This is a genomic window from Muricoccus pecuniae, assembly GCF_014199205.1.
Taxonomy (GTDB): domain Bacteria; phylum Pseudomonadota; class Alphaproteobacteria; order Acetobacterales; family Acetobacteraceae; genus Roseomonas; species Roseomonas pecuniae.
The window spans coordinates 118,859-132,497 of the sequence record NZ_JACIJD010000009.1 but is presented as its reverse complement, the minus strand read 5'-3'; the positions used below and the strand labels follow the sequence as shown (position 1 = coordinate 132,497).

The window sequence follows — 13,639 nt, the reverse complement described above, 5'->3', positions numbered from 1 at the left end:
GCCATCCGTTTCACAGTCGTAAACGGGAAGAGCGGTCGGCCCCTATCCGTGGTGCCAGTTCACGCTCTCCGGCCCCTCCTCCATCGGGTCCACCCGCACCCACTGCCCGTTCATCAGCGACTGGCCCGTCATCGCCAGGATGAAGCCCCAGTGGCAGACGACGACGGTGTGGGCCCAGTCCGGCCTCTCCCGCATCTCCTGGCGGAAGAGCCTCGCGCGGGAGATGATGGAGTCCGCGCTCTCCTCCCTCTCCGGCCACCACACGGCTTCCAGATGGGCGAAGTCGTGCTCGGGCCAGGCCTCGGCGAGGGCGTCCCGGTGGGAGCCGATGTCGCAGGCGAAGGCGAAGCGCTCCCGCACCAGCGGCTGCACATGCACGGGAACCCCCAGGCGGCGGGCCAGCGGGGCGGCGGTCTGCAGCGCGCGGGTGTAGGGGCTGGCCATGATGTGCTTCACCCCCTCCTCGGCCAGCGCCTCGGCGGCGGCCTCGGCCTGCTGGTGGCCGAGGGGGGTCAGGCGCGGGTCCTCGATGCCGGGGTCGCGGCGCGTGGCGCTGAAATGCAGGTTGAACTCGCTCTGGCCGTGCCGAAGCAGGATCATCAACGCCTCCGGGATCTCCCGCCTGAGGTAGAGGCAAGGTGCGCTACCCGCAATGAGGGGCGCCCCGGCTGTTGCGGTCCCGCCCTGCCGCGCCTAACTGTCCTGTCATGAGGAGATCATGATGCAGGGCGGCGGCTTCCCGATTGACCTGATCCTGTTCGGGATGGTTGCGGCCTTCCTGGTGCTGCGCCTGCGCGGCGTGCTGGGGCGCCGGACAGGCTATGAACGCCCGCCGGGCGACCGCGCGGGGCTTCCCGTGCCGCCCGTGGCCGGGCCGGTCCCCGCCGCGCCCGCCACCCCGCAGCGGGGCGTGCCGGACGCGCGCGGCCCCGTGGGCCAGGCGCTGGCGCGGATTCGCGGGGCGGACCCGAACTTCGACCCCATGGGCTTCCTCGGCGGGGCCGAGGGCGCCTTCCGCATGGTGGTGGAGGGCTTCGCCGCCGGAAATCGCCAGCTGCTGCACGACCTCCTCTCGGACGAGACCTATGCCGGCTTCGAGCGGGCGATCACCGAGCGCGAATCGCGCGGCGAGGTGCAGCGGACCGAGCTTCGCGAGATCCGCGAGGCGGCGATCGAGGCGGCGGACCTTCGCGGCACGATCGCCGAGGTGACCGTGCGCTTCGTCTCGGACCAGGTGAACATGACCACCGACTCCGCCGGCAAGCCGGTCGCCGGCACCGATGCCGTGACGGAGCTGACCGACATCTGGACCTTCCAGCGCGACGTGCGGAGCCCCGACCCCGCCTGGAAGCTCGTGGGGACCCGCTCCGCCTGATCCCCCGCGGGCTCAACGCCGCCCCCGGCCTCGCCCTCCTGCTGCTGCTCACCGGCTGCGGCGGGCTGCCGGGCTGGGAGCGCGACCGCGTCTCCGAGGCGCTGCCCGCCTTCCGCGCGGGCTGCGTCGCCATGGCCGATCCCGGCCCGCTGGCCGCCGCCTGCGCCGAGGCCGCGAGGCTGCCGGATGGCGACGAGCGCGCCGCCCGCGCCTTCCTCGCCCGGCATTTCGAGCCGGCGCCCGCCGGCGAGGGGCTGATCACCGGCTATTACGAGCCGGTCCTGGCCGTCTCCCCCATCCCAGCGCCCGGCTTCACGGCCCCCCTTCTCGCCCCCTCTCCCGGCGCCCCGGATCTCGAACGCGCGGGGATCGAGGCGGCGGTGGCGGGCGGCGCCTGGCCCGGCGAGGTGCTCGCCTGGGCCGATCCGGTGGACGCCTTCTTCCTCCAGATCCAGGGTTCCGGCCGCGCGGTCTTCCCCGACGGCACGGTGCGGCGCCTGGGCTACGGGGGGAAGAACGCCCACCCCTACGTCCCCGTGGGGCGGCTGCTGATCGAGCGCGGGGCGATGGCGCGGGAGGAGGTCTCCATGCAGTCCATCCGCGCCTGGCTCCGCGAGGCCCCGCCCGGCGAGGCGCGGTCATTGATGGAGGCGAACCCCTCCTGGGTCTTCTTCCGCTGGCGAGATGACTTGCCCGCCGTGGGCGGCCCCGCCGGCACGCTCGGCGCGCCGCTCGTGCCCGGCCGCTCGGTGGCGGTGGACCGGGCGCACACGCCCCTCGGCACGCCCCTCTGGATCGCGACGCGCGACCCCGTGACGGGGCGGCGGCTGGAGCGGCTGGTGGTCGCCATGGACACGGGCGGCGCCATCCGCGGCCCGGCGCGGGCCGACCTCTTCTGGGGCTGGGGCGACGAGGCCGGGGCAGCCGCCGGGCGGATGCGCGAGACCGGCCGCGTCTGGGTCATGCGGCCCCGCGCGCCCTAGGAACCCTTTTTCCGCGCCTCCCCCCTGGGCGCCGCGCCGCGCCCGGTGCTAGACGCCCGCCCTCCCGGCCCCTCCCGGCCGGGGAGGGCAGACGGCCGCGTTCGCGCCGGTGCAGCACAGGGGAAGGGCCGCGCATGGCAGGGCAGAACGGGTTCCGTCGGGGGAACCGCAAGCCGAAGGGTCGGCCGCTGGACGGCTGGCTCATCGTGGACAAGCCCACCGGCATGGGCTCCACCGACGTGGTCACGAAGCTCAAGCGCGCCTTCGAGGCCCAGAAGGTCGGCCATGGCGGCACGCTGGACCCGCTGGCCACAGGCATCCTGCCCATCGCCTTCGGTGCCGCCACCAAGGCCGTGCCCTATGTCATGGACAGCACGAAGGTCTACCGCTTCACCCTGAGGATGGGCGACGAGCGCGACTCGGACGACGCGGACGGCAAGACGATCGCCACCTCCGACCACCGCCCGACGAACGAGCAGATCGAGGCGGCGCTGCCCGCCTTTCGCGGGGACATCATGCAGGTCCCGCCCATCTACTCCGCCATCAAGGTGAACGGTGAGCGCGCCTACGACCTCGCGCGCGAGGGGCAGGTGGTGGAGCTCCAGCCCCGCCCGGCGCGGGTGGACCGTTTCGAGCTGGTGGAGCGGGTGGACGACGACACCGCGGTCTTCCACGTGCAGAGCGGCAAGGGGGTGTACATGCGCTCCCTCGCGCGCGACCTCGCACGGGCCTGCGGCACGGTGGGCCATATCGCCGCCCTGCGCCGGCTGCGGGTCGGACCCTTCAACGAGTCCCACGCGATTCCGCTGGACAGGCTGGTCGTTACGGAGGATACCCCGCCCCCTTCCCCGGCGCTTCTGCTGCCGGTGACGACCGCGCTGGACGACATCCCGGCCCTGGCCGTCACCGAAGCCGAGGCCGCCCGGCTCTCCTTCGGCCAGGATCTCTCCCTGGTCGAGTTCATGGGCCGGGTTCCGCAGGCGGCCAACCCCGATGGGGGCCTGGTCCGCGTGCTGTCGGGGGAGCGCCTGATGGGACTGTGCCGCCTGGGGGAGGGGCTTCTCCGCCCCGAACGCTGGCTCGCCCGCAGCGACCGCTGAACCCCATTCCTTAGGACATCCCGATGTCGATGATCACTCCTGAGCGCCGCGCCGCGCTCATCCAGGAATACGCCACCGCCCCGGGCGACACCGGCTCGCCGGAGGTGCAGGTCGCCCTTCTCTCCGAGCGCATCTCATCGCTCACCGAGCACATGAAGGTCCATCCGAAGGACTTCCACTCCCGGCGCGGCCTCCTCGTCCTCGTCGGCCAGCGCCGCGGCCTGCTGGACTATGTGAAGCGCAAGAACCAGCAGCGCTACGAGAGCCTCATCGGCCGCCTCGGCCTGCGTCGCTGAGAACGGGTCGCTGAGGACGGGCCTCCGGGCCATCGCCTCGAAAGGGCCTCCGGCGCGAGCCGGGGGCCCTTTTCCGTTCAGCGCTCCCGTCAGCGCCCCTGCCAGACGGGCTTGCGCTTCTCCAGGAAGGCCGCGACCCCCTCCTTAAAGTCCGCGCTGGTGAAGGTCAGCGCCACCATGTCGTCCGCATTCGCCCCCTTCACCGCGTTCTCCCGCAGGCGCTTGAGCGTCGTCTTCGCGGCCTGAAGGGTGAGGGGCGCGTGGCCGCCGATCGTGCGGGCCAGGGCCTCGGCGCGGGCGAGCAGCGCCGTCTGGTCCGGCAGCACCTCGGTGACGAGGCCCAGCGACCTGGCCTCCTCCGCCTCCACCAGCCGCGCGGTGAAGATCAGCTCCAGCAGCCTCCCGGGGCCGAGCAGGGCGGAGAAGCGCGCGTAGTTACCGAGCGAGAGGGTGTTCCCCAGCGTGCGCGCGATGGGCACGCCGAAGCGCATGGAAGCGGAGGCGATGCGGATGTCGCACACCCCCGCCACCCCCGCCCCGCCGCCGGTGCAGGCGCCGTTGATGGCGGCGATGGTGGGCTTGGGGCAGTCCTCGATGGCCGAGAGCACGCGCCCGATGCGCTCCTCGTAGTCCAGCGCGTGCTGGGCGGTGGTGAAGCTGGTGAACTGCCCGATATCCGTGCCCGCCGCGAAGGCCTTCTCGCCGCCGCCGGTGATGATCCAGGCGCGGATGGAGCGGTCCTCCCCGATCTCGGCGGCCTTGGCGGCCAGGCCCTCATACATGGCGAAGGTGAAGGCGTTCATCGCCTGCGGGCGGTTGAGGGTGGTGAGCAGGATGCCGCCCTCGCGCAGTTCGTGGATCAGTTCGTTCTCGGCCATGGCGGCGCCCCTCGTTTCCCGGCGCCAGCCTGCCCCCGCGCCCCGCTTCGCGAAAGGGGGCGGCGGCGCGTTGCCCGCGCGCGGCGCGCCCGGCATCCTCCCGCCATGCCGGACGGTGCCGCCACCCCTCCCGACCCCAGCGCCCTGATCGCGGCGGTCGCTGCGCGCTATGCCGGGGCCTCGCGCTTCACCCGGGGCTATGTCGGCTCGAAGCTGCGGCGGGACCCCTCGACGGCGGCGATCCTGGCGCTGGCCGGGCGCGCGGGGGGACTCGGCCATGTGGCGGATCTCGGCTGCGGGCGGGGGCAGCTCGCCCTGGCGCTGCTGCTCTCCGGCGCCGCCTCCCGTGTCACCGGGCTGGATTACGAAGGCGCGAAGGTCGCGGAGGCACGGGCCGCCGGAGCCGGCCTTGCCGCGGATTTCGCCCGCGCCGACCTCACCGCGGCGGAGGTGCCGGATTGCGACACGGTGCTGATGGTGGACGTGCTCTACCAGCTTCCCGAAGCCGCCCAGGCGCCGCTGCTGGCCTGCATCGCCGGCGCCGCCCGCCGCCGCGCCGTGCTCCGCCTCTTCGACCCCGAGCGGGGCTGGCGCAGCCGGTTCGGTATGGCGATGGAGCACGCCGGGCGCGCCATCCGGGGCGACGGGGCCGCGGTGCGGCCGATGCGGGTGGCCGAGGTGGCCGCGCCGCTGGAGGCCGCCGGGTTCCGCTGCACCGTCTCCCCCTGCTGGGCGGGGACGCCGCTGCCCAACGTGCTGCTGGTGGCGGAGCGCGGGGCGTGAGGCGGCCGGTTCTCCTCTGGCCCTTCCTGGCCGGGCTCGCCGCGCTTCTGGCCCTGCCCGCCCGGACGGCCGTGGCCCAGGGGGCGGCCCAGGGAATGGCGCAGGCCGCACCGGCGGCGCCCGAGGTCCGGCTGCCGGAGTTCGAGGCCGGGCTGGCGGGCGGCGGCGGCTGGCTGCCCGACTATCCCGCCGCCGGGCAGAACCACTTCCGCGGCATCGCCGTGCCCTATCTCATCTATCGCGGCGAGGTGCTGCGGGCCGACGACCAGGGCGTGCGCGGCCGCGTCCTCCGGGGGGAGCGGCTGGGGCTGGACCTGTCCTTCTCCGGCGCCTTCCCCTCATCCTCGGACGACAACCGCGCCCGCCGCGGCATGCCGGACCTGGACTGGCAGGGGGAGGTCGGGCCGGCCCTGCGCCTTACCCTCTGGCGGGACCGGGCGCATCCGCGGCGGGTGAACCTGGAGCTTCCCGTCCGGGCCGTCTTCTCCAGCGACCTCTCCTCGGTCAGCTATCGCGGCCTCGTCCTCTCGCCCGAGCTGGCCTTCGAGGACAGGGAGATCGGCTTCCCCGGCGCGCGGCTCCGCATCGGGCTCGGCCCGATCTTCGCCACCGCCCGGCTGCACCGCTACTTCTACGATGTGGCCCCGCAATACGCCCTGCCGGACCGCCCGGCCTATCGCTCGGAGGGCGGCTATCTCGGGACGCGGCTGCAATTCTCGTATCGCGTGCCGATCACGGAGCGGATCTCCTTCGTCGGCGGCGGGCGGGTGGAGAACTTCGCGGGCGCGGCCAATGACCGCAGCCCCCTGCACCGGCAGGACTGGAACGGCACGGTGGCCCTCGGCTTCGCCTGGTCCCTCTACCGCTCCGAGAGGCTGGTCGCCTCCTCGGCGGACCCGTTCGACTGAACCTCGCCCAGCCTCTCTCCGAGCGGCACCGAGACGCGCCCGCGCAGCATCGCGCGCAGCCGCCGCAGCGTCGCGCCGCGGTTCATCAGGAGGAAGAGGCTGCTCACCGCCCCGACCTCCCGGGAGAGGCGCAGCGGCTCCGCCGCGTCGATGTCGTAGGGGTGGCAATAGGTCCAGGCCAGCGGCCCCTCCAGCCGGGCGAGCATCCGGCGCAGGTCCCAGCCCGGGATGTAGCGGAGATACATGCCCCCGAGCGCGGGCAGGTGCATCGGGCCGAGGCGCGCGACGGGGGCGGGAAGCTCGACCAGCCCGCCGGGCCAGGCGAAGGGCCGCCGCGGCGCGCCGGGATGGCCGTGCATGAAGCCGCGCGCGGGCAGGACGGAGGAGGAATAGGCGTGCCCGGCCTCCCGCAGGACCTCCGCCGCCCATTCCGTGCGCGGGGTGAGGGAGAAGTAGGGCGCGCGGAAGCCCGCCACCGCCTGCCCCGAGAGGTCCTGCAGCAGGGCGCGAGCGCGGCGAGCCTCGGCGAGCAGCCCGGCCGGGCCGAGGGCCTCCAGCGCGCGGTGGCTGTGGTTGTGGGAGGCGATCTCGTGCCCCCGCGCCGCGATGCCCCGCACCAACGCCGGCGCGGCCTCGGCCGTCTCGCCCAGGACGAAGAAGGTGCCCCGCGCCCCTGTCTCGTCCAGCAGGTCCAGCAGGGCCTCCGTCGCGGCGAGATGGCGGTTGCCGGTGGGGTCGGTCGGGCTCGGCTCGATATCGGCGGTGAAGGTCAGCCGCTCCGGTGCGGACTCGAAGACGCAGCGCCCGGGGGCGGACGGGGGGATGTGGCCTTCCGGCCAGCCCCTGTTGCCAAGCCGCACGCTCATGGCAGATTCTTGCGGCGCTTCACCATGCCGTGTGCTTTATCGGTATGTGGCTTTCGGGACCAGGGTGAGGACAGCAGGCGTGAGTTCGACGACCGCGATGACGGCCCTCGAGGCGGAGCTGGCGGCGCTGATCGTCGGCGCCCTCCAGCTTGAGGTAACCCCCGAGGAGATCGACCCGGAGGCGCCGCTCTTCGGCGAGGGGCTGGGGCTCGACAGCATCGACGCGCTGGAGATGGCGCTGGCCATCTCGCGCAAGTACGGCTTCCAGCTCCGATCGGACGACGAGCGCAACGGGCGCATCTTCGCCTCCCTGCGCAGCCTCGCCGCGCATGTCGAGAAGAACCGGGTGGGGTGAGCGTGCCCGTGGCGGGCGGCGCGGCGCGGCGGAGGGCTTTGTTGCGGCTGGCGGCCTCCGCCCCGCTCCTGCTGCTCTGGGCGGTGCCCGGCGATGCGTGGCCGGGCGGGATGGGCGCGGCGGTGGATCTCTTCTGGGCGGTGCTGCCGGGGCTGGCCTATGCCGGCATGGCCCTGGGCTTCGCCCGCTCCCTCCTCCCGGGGCACGAGCCGGTGATCGCGCGCTACAACCGCTTCGACGAGACGAAGGACCCGGCGGAATGCGCGGGCCACGCGCGGAGGCTGACGCTGTTCTGGGCCGTGGCCCTCGCCCTGGCGGCGGCGGCGGACCTGCTGGCCGTGGCGCGCGGGGTGGATCTCGGCTGGGGGCCGGACGCGGTGCTGCTCGCCCTCTTCCTCGGGGAGCACGCGTTGCGCAGCCTGCTCTTCCCCGCCGGCGGGATCGCTTGGCCCAGCCAGACGCTGCGGGCCATCATGCGGGCGGAGAGGGCGCGCCATGGCTGACATCCCCTTCCTGAACCGCGCGCCCGGCGAGATCCTGGCCCGGCGCGGCGCGCGGCCCGTGACGGCCGGGGAATACCTCGCCGACGTGGCGGCTCTGGCCGCGCGGCTGCCCGGGGCCCCTTACGCCCTGAACCTCTGCGAGGACCGCTACCTCGCCCTCGTCGCCTTCGGCGCGGCCCTCGCCCGGGGCGTGGTCACGCTGCTCTCCGCCGACCGCTCGCCCCACCGGCAGCGGGAGCTCCTCGCCCGCTATCCCGGCACCATCGCCCTCGCCGACGGGGTGGAGACGGTCATTCCCGCCGTGACGGCCGGCGCCTGGGGCCGGGGAGGCGGCGAGAACTTCGACCTGCCCGAAGAGAGGGTGGCCGCCATCGGCTTCACCTCCGGCAGCACGGGGGAGCCGGCGGCCCATGCGAAGCCCTGGGGCGCGCTGGTGGCCGCCGCGCGCTCGGCCGCCGCGCGCTTCGGGCTGGACGACCCCGAGGACGGGGCGACTGTCATCGGCACCGTCCCCGCCCAGCACATGTACGGCTTCGAGACGACGGTGATGCTGCCGCTACGCGCCCCCGTCGCCGTGCATTCCGGCCCGCATTTCTACCCCGTGGAGGTGGCCGAGGCCCTCGCCGCCGCCCCCGGCCGCCGCGTGCTGGTGACCACCCCGCTGCAGCTCCGCGCCCTCGTCGCGGGCGGCGTCTCCGGCGCCTCGGCGGTCATCTCCGCCACCGCCCCCCTCTCCCCCGCCCTGGCCGCGGAGGCCGAGGCGCGGCTGGGGGCGCCGGTGCTGGAAATCTACGGCGCGACCGAGATGGGCTCCATCGCCAGCCGGCGCACGATCAAGGGCGAGGGCTGGACCCTCTACGACGGCGTGGCGCTGCGGGCGGAGGGGGGCGAGGAGGCCGCCGCCCTCGTCCCCGGCCTGCCCGGCCCCGTCCCCCTCTCGGACCTCGTGGAGATCGGGGCGGACGGCCGCTTCCGGCTGATCGGGCGGCGCGGGGACATGGTGAAGCGCGGCGGCAAGCGCGCCTCGCTCGCCGGGCTGAACCGGGTGCTCACGGAGATCGAGGGGGTGCAGGACGGCGTCTTCATCGCGCCCGAGGACCTGGAGGCCAACCCCGCCGCGAGGCTGGCCGCCCTTGTCGTCGCCCCCGGGCGGACACCCGCCGAGATCGTCGCCGCGCTGCGCGAGCGGGTGGAGGCGGTGTTCCTGCCCCGCCCCGTGGTGCTGGTGGAGCGGCTGCCGCGCAACGCCGTGGGCAAGATCACGCGCCGCAGCCTGGAGGCGCTGCGCGATACTCTCGCCGATGGGCGGGACGGATGAGCGACCTGACCGCCCGCTTCCGCATCCCCGCGGACCATCCCTGCCTGCCCGGCCATTTCCCCGGGCGCCCGGTGGTGCCCGGCGTGGTGCTGCTGGACCGCGTGATCGCGGCGGCACGGGACGCCGGGCTGGAGGCCGGGTCGCGCTTTCCCTCGGCCAAGTTCCTGCGCCCGGTGGGCCCGGAGGAGGAGGTGGAGGTCGCGCTCCGCCGCACCCCCGCCGGCCGCCTCGCCTTCACGGGCCATGTCGGCGGCAAGCTGGCCTTCCAGGGCGAGCTGGCATGACCCCCCCGGCCTTCCCCCTCCCATGAGCTGGCTGAAGGAGCGCGAGCGCGGCGGCGCCGCCCTGCGGCTGATGGCCTGGATCGCGCGGGCGGCCGGGTGGCACCTCTCCTACGCCCTGCTCTTCCCCGTGACGGCCTATTTCCTCCTCACCGCCTCCGCGCGGCAGAAGGAGGCGGTGCGGCGCTTCGGGCGCCGCGCCCTCGGGCGGGAGCCGGGCTGGCGCGACCTCTGGCGCCCCTATTTCGCCTTCGCCGCGACGATGCTCGACCGCGTCTACCTCCTGCGCGGGAAGACGCGGGGCTTCCGCATCACCGTCACCGGGCTGGAGGCGCTGGACGCGCATATCGCGGGGGGCCGGGGCTGCGTGCTGCTGGGCGCGCATCTCGGCAGCTTCACCGCCATGCGCGCCCTGGCGGACGGCGCCTCCGCGGGCTGCGGGAGCTGCCCCGTGGAGGTGATGGCCTTCATGTACGAATCGAACGCGAAGCTCGCCAACGCGGTCTTCGCCGCCCTCTCGCCGGAGAAGGCGGACATGGTCGTGCCGCTCGGGCGGGCGGATTCCATGCTGCGGGCGAAGGAGTGCCTCGAGCGCGGGGGGCTGGTGGGCATCCTCGCGGACCGCCGCCCGGCAGTGGGGGAGGACCGGGTGATCCCCCTGCCCTTCCTCGGCGCCCCCGCGCCCTTTCCGGCCGGACCGCACATCCTGGCGGCGGTGCTCGGCGCCCCCGTGATGCTCGCCTTCGGCGTCTGGCGCGGGCCGCGCCGCTACGAGATCCGCTTCGAGCCCTTCGCGGATCGCGTGGTGCTGAACCGGGCGAGCCGGGAGGCGGACCTGCGCGCCGTGACCGCGCGCTACGTCGCGCGGCTGGAGGAGGTGGCGCGGGCCCATCCGGACAACTGGTTCAACTTCTACGACTTCTGGGAGGAGATGGAGGAGCCCGCCGCCGAGGCCGCCACCGAGGCCGCCCTGGGCGCCGATGACTGCCCCCCCGAGGCCGCCGCCGTCGCGCGGCGCGCGGTGCTCGGCCTGCCCCTTCTCGCCCTGCCGGCGCGGGCGCAGCCGGGCGGGCTGGAGGCGGTGATGGCCGCCCTGGCCGCCGTGCGGCGGAGCGAGGCGGATTTCGAGGAGAGCAAGTCCATCGCCGGCCTCGCCGACACCCTGCCGAGCCGCGGCACCCTTCTCTGGCAGGCCCCCTCCACCCTGGAGAAGCGGGTGGAGGAGCCCTTCCGGGAGCGGGTGACGGTCTCGGGCGGCCGCCTCGTCTACGAGCGCGAGGGGCGGGAGAGGCAGGAGGTCAACCTCGACCAGGCGCCGGAAGTGCGGGCGCTGGTGGAGGCCATCCGCTCCACCCTGGCCGGGGACCTCGCCACGCTGCGGCAGCACTACGAGATCGGCTTCGAGGGATCGGTCGAGAGCTGGACCCTCCGCCTCTCCCCCCTCTCCCACCGGGTGCGCGCGGTGGTGCAGCGGGTGGAGATCCGGGGCGCGGGCGGCGCCATCCGGCGCTTCGAGACGGTGGGGAACGAGTCCTCCGTCATGCAGGTCACGCCGCGCCCGTGAGGCTCTCCATGCTGCCCCGTGGGGCCGGCATCGCGGCGCGGCCGCTCCTCGCGCTGCTCGCGCTCGCCCTGCTCGGGCTGCTCCTCTTCCGGCTGATCGAGATCCGCACGGACATGGCGGATTTCCTCCCCCCCGCCGAGACGCCCGAGGCCGCCTTCCTCCTGGGCGAGCTGCGCGAGGGTGCGGCCACCACCCTGCTGCTGGCCGGCATCGAGGGAGCGGAGGAGGCGGAGCTGGCCCGCCTCTCCCGCGCCACGGGGGAGGCGATGCGCGCCACCGGCCGCTTCGCCTTCGTCGGCAACGGCACGGCGGACCTGACGGAGGCGGAGGGGGAGATGCTCTTCCGCTACCGCTACCTCCTCGCGCCGTCCGAGGGCGCCTTCGAGGTGCCGGCCCTGCGCCGGGGGCTGGAAGCGCTGCTGGACGGGCTGCGCTCCTCCCTCTCCGGCGTGCTCTCCCGCCTCGGCTTCGCCGATCCCACGGGGATCTTCATGGGGACGGTGAAGGGCTGGCTCGGCGCCAGCACGGTGGAGGTGCGGCGCGGGGTCTGGTTCGCGGGCGGGGACGGGCCGCCGCGGGCGCTGATGGTCGCGCGCAGCCGGGCGCTCGGCACGGATACGGAGGCGCAGCGGGAGGCGGCGGAGGCCGTGCGCGCCGCCTTCGCCGGGGCGGAACCGGGGCGCGCGCGCCTGCTTCTCGCCGGCCCCGGCGTCTTCGCGGCCAGCGCGGCGGCTTCCGTGAGGGCGGATGTGGAGCGGGTCTCGCTCCTCGCGGGCGCACTGCTCCTCGCCTTCCTCCTCTGGCGCTATCGCTCGCCGGCGATGCTTCTGGTCGCGGGCGTGCCGCTGCTGGCGGGGACGCTCGCGGGGGCGCTGGCCGTCGCCCTCGTCTTCGGCCGGGTGCAGGGGGCGGCGCTCGGCTTCGGGGTGACGATGCTCGGCGTGGCCGTGGACTACCCCATCCTGCTGCTGACGGGCCGCGAGCCCGGGGAGGCGCTGGGCGCCGCCGCCCGCCGCATCTGGCCCACCCTCCGCCTCGCCGCCGCCGCCGCCGCGCTCGGGCTGGTGGCGATGATGGCCTCGGGCTTCCCGGGGCTGGCGCAGCTCGGCCTGTTCGGCGCGGCGGGGCTGCTGGCGGGGGTGGCGGTGACGCGCTGGGGCCTGCCCCTTCTCGTGCCCGGCGAGGGGGTGACGGCCCGCCCCCTGCCCCTGCCGGTGATGCGCGCCCTCGGCGCCGCGGCGGGACGGCCCGCCCTGGCGGCGGGGGCCGTGGCGCTGGCGCTGGGCTGGATGGCCATCGCCGGCCCGCCGCGCTGGGAGGATGACATCGCCCGCCTCAGCCCCGTGCCGGAGGCCGACCGGAACCTCGACACCGCGCTGCGCGCCCAGCTCGGCGCGCCCGACGTGCGGCACCTCATCGCCATCCGGGGCGGGACGGAGGAGGCGGTGCTGCGCGCCTCGGAGCGCGTGGCGGGGGCGCTGGCGCCCCTGCTGGCCGATGGACGCCTCGCCGGGCTGGACCTGCCCGGCCGCTACCTGCCGAGCCGGGAGACCCAGGCCGCGCGCCAGGCGGCCCTGCCCGGCCGCGCGGCGCTGGAGGACCGGCTGGCGGAGGCGATGCGCGGCCTGCCCTTCCGCCCCGGCGCCTTCGCGCCCTTCCTGGACGGCGTGGAGGCGAGCCGATCCCTGCCCTTCCTTGATTCCGCCTCCCTGGGTGCCGCCCCGCTGATCTCCACCCGCCTCTCCCCCCTGCTGTCGCATCGCGGGGAGGGCTGGCACGGGTTGGGGCTGCTGGCCGGGGCGCGCGATCCGGCGGCGGTGCGGGCGGCCGTGGCGGGGCTCCGCGACCCCGCCGTGCTCTTCGTGGACGTGAAGGGCGAGACGGAGGGGATGATCGCCGCCACCACCCGCGGCGCCCTCCTCTGGTGCGGGGTGGGGGCGGCGGCGGTGCTCGGCCTGCTCGCCCTCGGCCTGGGCGGGATCCGGGCGGCGCTGCTGCGCGTGGCGCCGATCGCGGGGGCGGTGCTCGTGACGCTCGCCGCCCTCTCGGCCCTGGGCGAGCGGCTGACGCCCTTCCACCTCGCCGCGCTGCTCCTCATGGCGGGGGTGGGGCTGGACTACGCCCTCTTCCTCGGCCGGCGCGAGGCCGATCCCGAGGCCTCGGCCCGCACCCTCTCCGCCGTGCTGACCTGCACCGTGACGACGCTGCTCACCTTCGGGATGCTCGCCCTCTGCGAGACGCCGGTGCTGCGCGGGATCGGGCTGACGGTCTCGGTGGGGGTGGCGGCGGCGTTTGGCCTGGCGCTGCTGCTGGTGCCCAAGGGGCGATAGGCGCCCGGGGGACGGCTTCCGGACTCCCTGGCCGGTTTCACGGGAAACAGTGGCCGGCCGCCGCGCCTCCAACAGGGCTGCACAGGGGACCTCCCCGGT

Annotated in this window: 15 protein-coding genes; 12 read left to right on the top strand and 3 right to left on the bottom strand. The window is 75.0% G+C overall.

Annotated features, from left to right (window positions below; all coding sequences use genetic code 11):
- Window positions 1-42: 42 nt before the first annotated feature.
- Entirely contained in the window at window positions 43-600 is a 558-nt protein-coding gene (locus tag FHS87_RS11465) for a histidine phosphatase family protein (protein WP_184518035.1), read from the bottom strand.
- Window positions 601-718: 118 nt separating this feature from the next.
- On the opposite strand from FHS87_RS11465, the gene FHS87_RS11460 reads away from it, so the two are divergent.
- The 4 genes from FHS87_RS11460 (at window position 719) to rpsO (ending at window position 3,754) form a co-directional block, all read left to right on the top strand.
- Window positions 719-1,375, top strand: a complete 657-nt coding sequence (locus tag FHS87_RS11460; protein ID WP_246418328.1) for a Tim44/TimA family putative adaptor protein — start codon at window positions 719-721, stop codon at window positions 1,373-1,375.
- 131 nt (window positions 1,376-1,506) lie between these two features.
- Entirely contained in the window at window positions 1,507-2,358 is an 852-nt protein-coding gene (locus FHS87_RS11455; protein ID WP_184518031.1) for an MltA domain-containing protein, read from the top strand.
- Window positions 2,359-2,492: 134 nt separating this feature from the next.
- Window positions 2,493-3,458 (top strand): tRNA pseudouridine(55) synthase TruB, encoded by a 966-nt coding sequence (truB, locus tag FHS87_RS11450; protein WP_184518029.1) that lies wholly within the window; start codon window positions 2,493-2,495, stop codon window positions 3,456-3,458.
- A gap of 29 nt (window positions 3,459-3,487) precedes the next feature.
- Window positions 3,488-3,754 (top strand): 30S ribosomal protein S15, encoded by a 267-nt coding sequence (gene rpsO, locus FHS87_RS11445; protein WP_456306615.1) that lies wholly within the window; start codon window positions 3,488-3,490, stop codon window positions 3,752-3,754.
- Window positions 3,755-3,843: 89 nt separating this feature from the next.
- On the opposite strand, the gene FHS87_RS11440 is transcribed toward rpsO, so the two are convergent.
- Complete coding sequence (locus tag FHS87_RS11440; protein WP_184518023.1) at window positions 3,844-4,632, bottom strand: enoyl-CoA hydratase; 789 nt, start codon at window positions 4,630-4,632, stop codon at window positions 3,844-3,846.
- 105 nt (window positions 4,633-4,737) lie between these two features.
- On the opposite strand from FHS87_RS11440, the gene FHS87_RS11435 reads away from it, so the two are divergent.
- Window positions 4,738-5,415 (top strand): methyltransferase domain-containing protein, encoded by a 678-nt coding sequence (locus FHS87_RS11435; RefSeq protein ID WP_184518020.1) that lies wholly within the window; start codon window positions 4,738-4,740, stop codon window positions 5,413-5,415.
- Window positions 5,412-6,323 (top strand): MipA/OmpV family protein, encoded by a 912-nt coding sequence (locus FHS87_RS11430; protein WP_184518017.1) that lies wholly within the window; start codon window positions 5,412-5,414, stop codon window positions 6,321-6,323. Before FHS87_RS11435 ends, FHS87_RS11430 begins: the two co-directional genes overlap by 4 nt.
- Here the strand turns inward: FHS87_RS11430 and FHS87_RS11425 are convergent.
- Window positions 6,275-7,189 carry a polysaccharide deacetylase family protein gene (locus tag FHS87_RS11425; protein ID WP_184518014.1) on the bottom strand — a complete coding sequence of 305 codons (915 nt, stop codon included), beginning with the start codon at window positions 7,187-7,189 and terminating at the stop codon, window positions 6,275-6,277. The genes FHS87_RS11430 and FHS87_RS11425 overlap by 49 nt on opposite strands.
- A 79-nt stretch (window positions 7,190-7,268) precedes the next feature.
- Here FHS87_RS11425 and FHS87_RS11420 point away from each other — a divergent pair, with 79 nt between their 5' ends.
- Genes FHS87_RS11420 through FHS87_RS11395 form a run of 6 tightly spaced genes read left to right on the top strand, consistent with a single transcriptional unit; the run spans window position 7,269 to window position 13,540 of the window.
- Window positions 7,269-7,544, top strand: a complete 276-nt coding sequence (locus FHS87_RS11420; protein WP_312861969.1) for a phosphopantetheine-binding protein — start codon at window positions 7,269-7,271, stop codon at window positions 7,542-7,544.
- Window positions 7,541-8,047 (top strand): hypothetical protein, encoded by a 507-nt coding sequence (locus FHS87_RS11415; RefSeq protein WP_184518012.1) that lies wholly within the window; start codon window positions 7,541-7,543, stop codon window positions 8,045-8,047. Before FHS87_RS11420 ends, FHS87_RS11415 begins: the two co-directional genes overlap by 4 nt.
- Complete coding sequence (locus FHS87_RS11410; protein ID WP_184518009.1) at window positions 8,040-9,365, top strand: AMP-binding protein; 1,326 nt, start codon at window positions 8,040-8,042, stop codon at window positions 9,363-9,365. Before FHS87_RS11415 ends, FHS87_RS11410 begins: the two co-directional genes overlap by 8 nt.
- Window positions 9,362-9,649: a 3-hydroxyacyl-ACP dehydratase FabZ family protein gene (locus FHS87_RS11405; protein WP_184518006.1), complete on the top strand. Its 288-nt coding sequence runs from the start codon at window positions 9,362-9,364 to the stop codon at window positions 9,647-9,649. Before FHS87_RS11410 ends, FHS87_RS11405 begins: the two co-directional genes overlap by 4 nt.
- Window positions 9,650-9,671: 22 nt before the next feature.
- Entirely contained in the window at window positions 9,672-11,210 is a 1,539-nt protein-coding gene (locus FHS87_RS11400; protein ID WP_184518003.1) for an LpxL/LpxP family acyltransferase, read from the top strand.
- An 8-nt stretch (window positions 11,211-11,218) separates the two neighbouring features.
- Complete coding sequence (locus FHS87_RS11395) at window positions 11,219-13,540, top strand: MMPL family transporter (protein ID WP_184518001.1); 2,322 nt, start codon at window positions 11,219-11,221, stop codon at window positions 13,538-13,540.
- The last annotated feature ends 99 nt before the right edge of the window (window positions 13,541-13,639 follow it).

Coding starts and splice junctions, on each gene's coding strand:
- FHS87_RS11465 (WP_184518035.1), bottom strand. CDS start 600: ATGATCCTGCTTCGGCACGGCCAGAGCGAGTTCAACCTGCATTTCAGC.
- FHS87_RS11460 (WP_246418328.1), top strand. CDS start 719: ATGATGCAGGGCGGCGGCTTCCCGATTGACCTGATCCTGTTCGGGATG.
- FHS87_RS11455 (WP_184518031.1), top strand. CDS start 1,507: ATGGCCGATCCCGGCCCGCTGGCCGCCGCCTGCGCCGAGGCCGCGAGG.
- truB (WP_184518029.1), top strand. CDS start 2,493: ATGGCAGGGCAGAACGGGTTCCGTCGGGGGAACCGCAAGCCGAAGGGT.
- rpsO (WP_456306615.1), top strand. CDS start 3,488: ATGATCACTCCTGAGCGCCGCGCCGCGCTCATCCAGGAATACGCCACC.
- FHS87_RS11440 (WP_184518023.1), bottom strand. CDS start 4,632: ATGGCCGAGAACGAACTGATCCACGAACTGCGCGAGGGCGGCATCCTG.
- FHS87_RS11435 (WP_184518020.1), top strand. CDS start 4,738: ATGCCGGACGGTGCCGCCACCCCTCCCGACCCCAGCGCCCTGATCGCG.
- FHS87_RS11425 (WP_184518014.1), bottom strand. CDS start 7,189: ATGAGCGTGCGGCTTGGCAACAGGGGCTGGCCGGAAGGCCACATCCCC.
- FHS87_RS11410 (WP_184518009.1), top strand. CDS start 8,040: ATGGCTGACATCCCCTTCCTGAACCGCGCGCCCGGCGAGATCCTGGCC.
- FHS87_RS11405 (WP_184518006.1), top strand. CDS start 9,362: ATGAGCGACCTGACCGCCCGCTTCCGCATCCCCGCGGACCATCCCTGC.
- FHS87_RS11400 (WP_184518003.1), top strand. CDS start 9,672: ATGAGCTGGCTGAAGGAGCGCGAGCGCGGCGGCGCCGCCCTGCGGCTG.
- FHS87_RS11395 (WP_184518001.1), top strand. CDS start 11,219: ATGCTGCCCCGTGGGGCCGGCATCGCGGCGCGGCCGCTCCTCGCGCTG.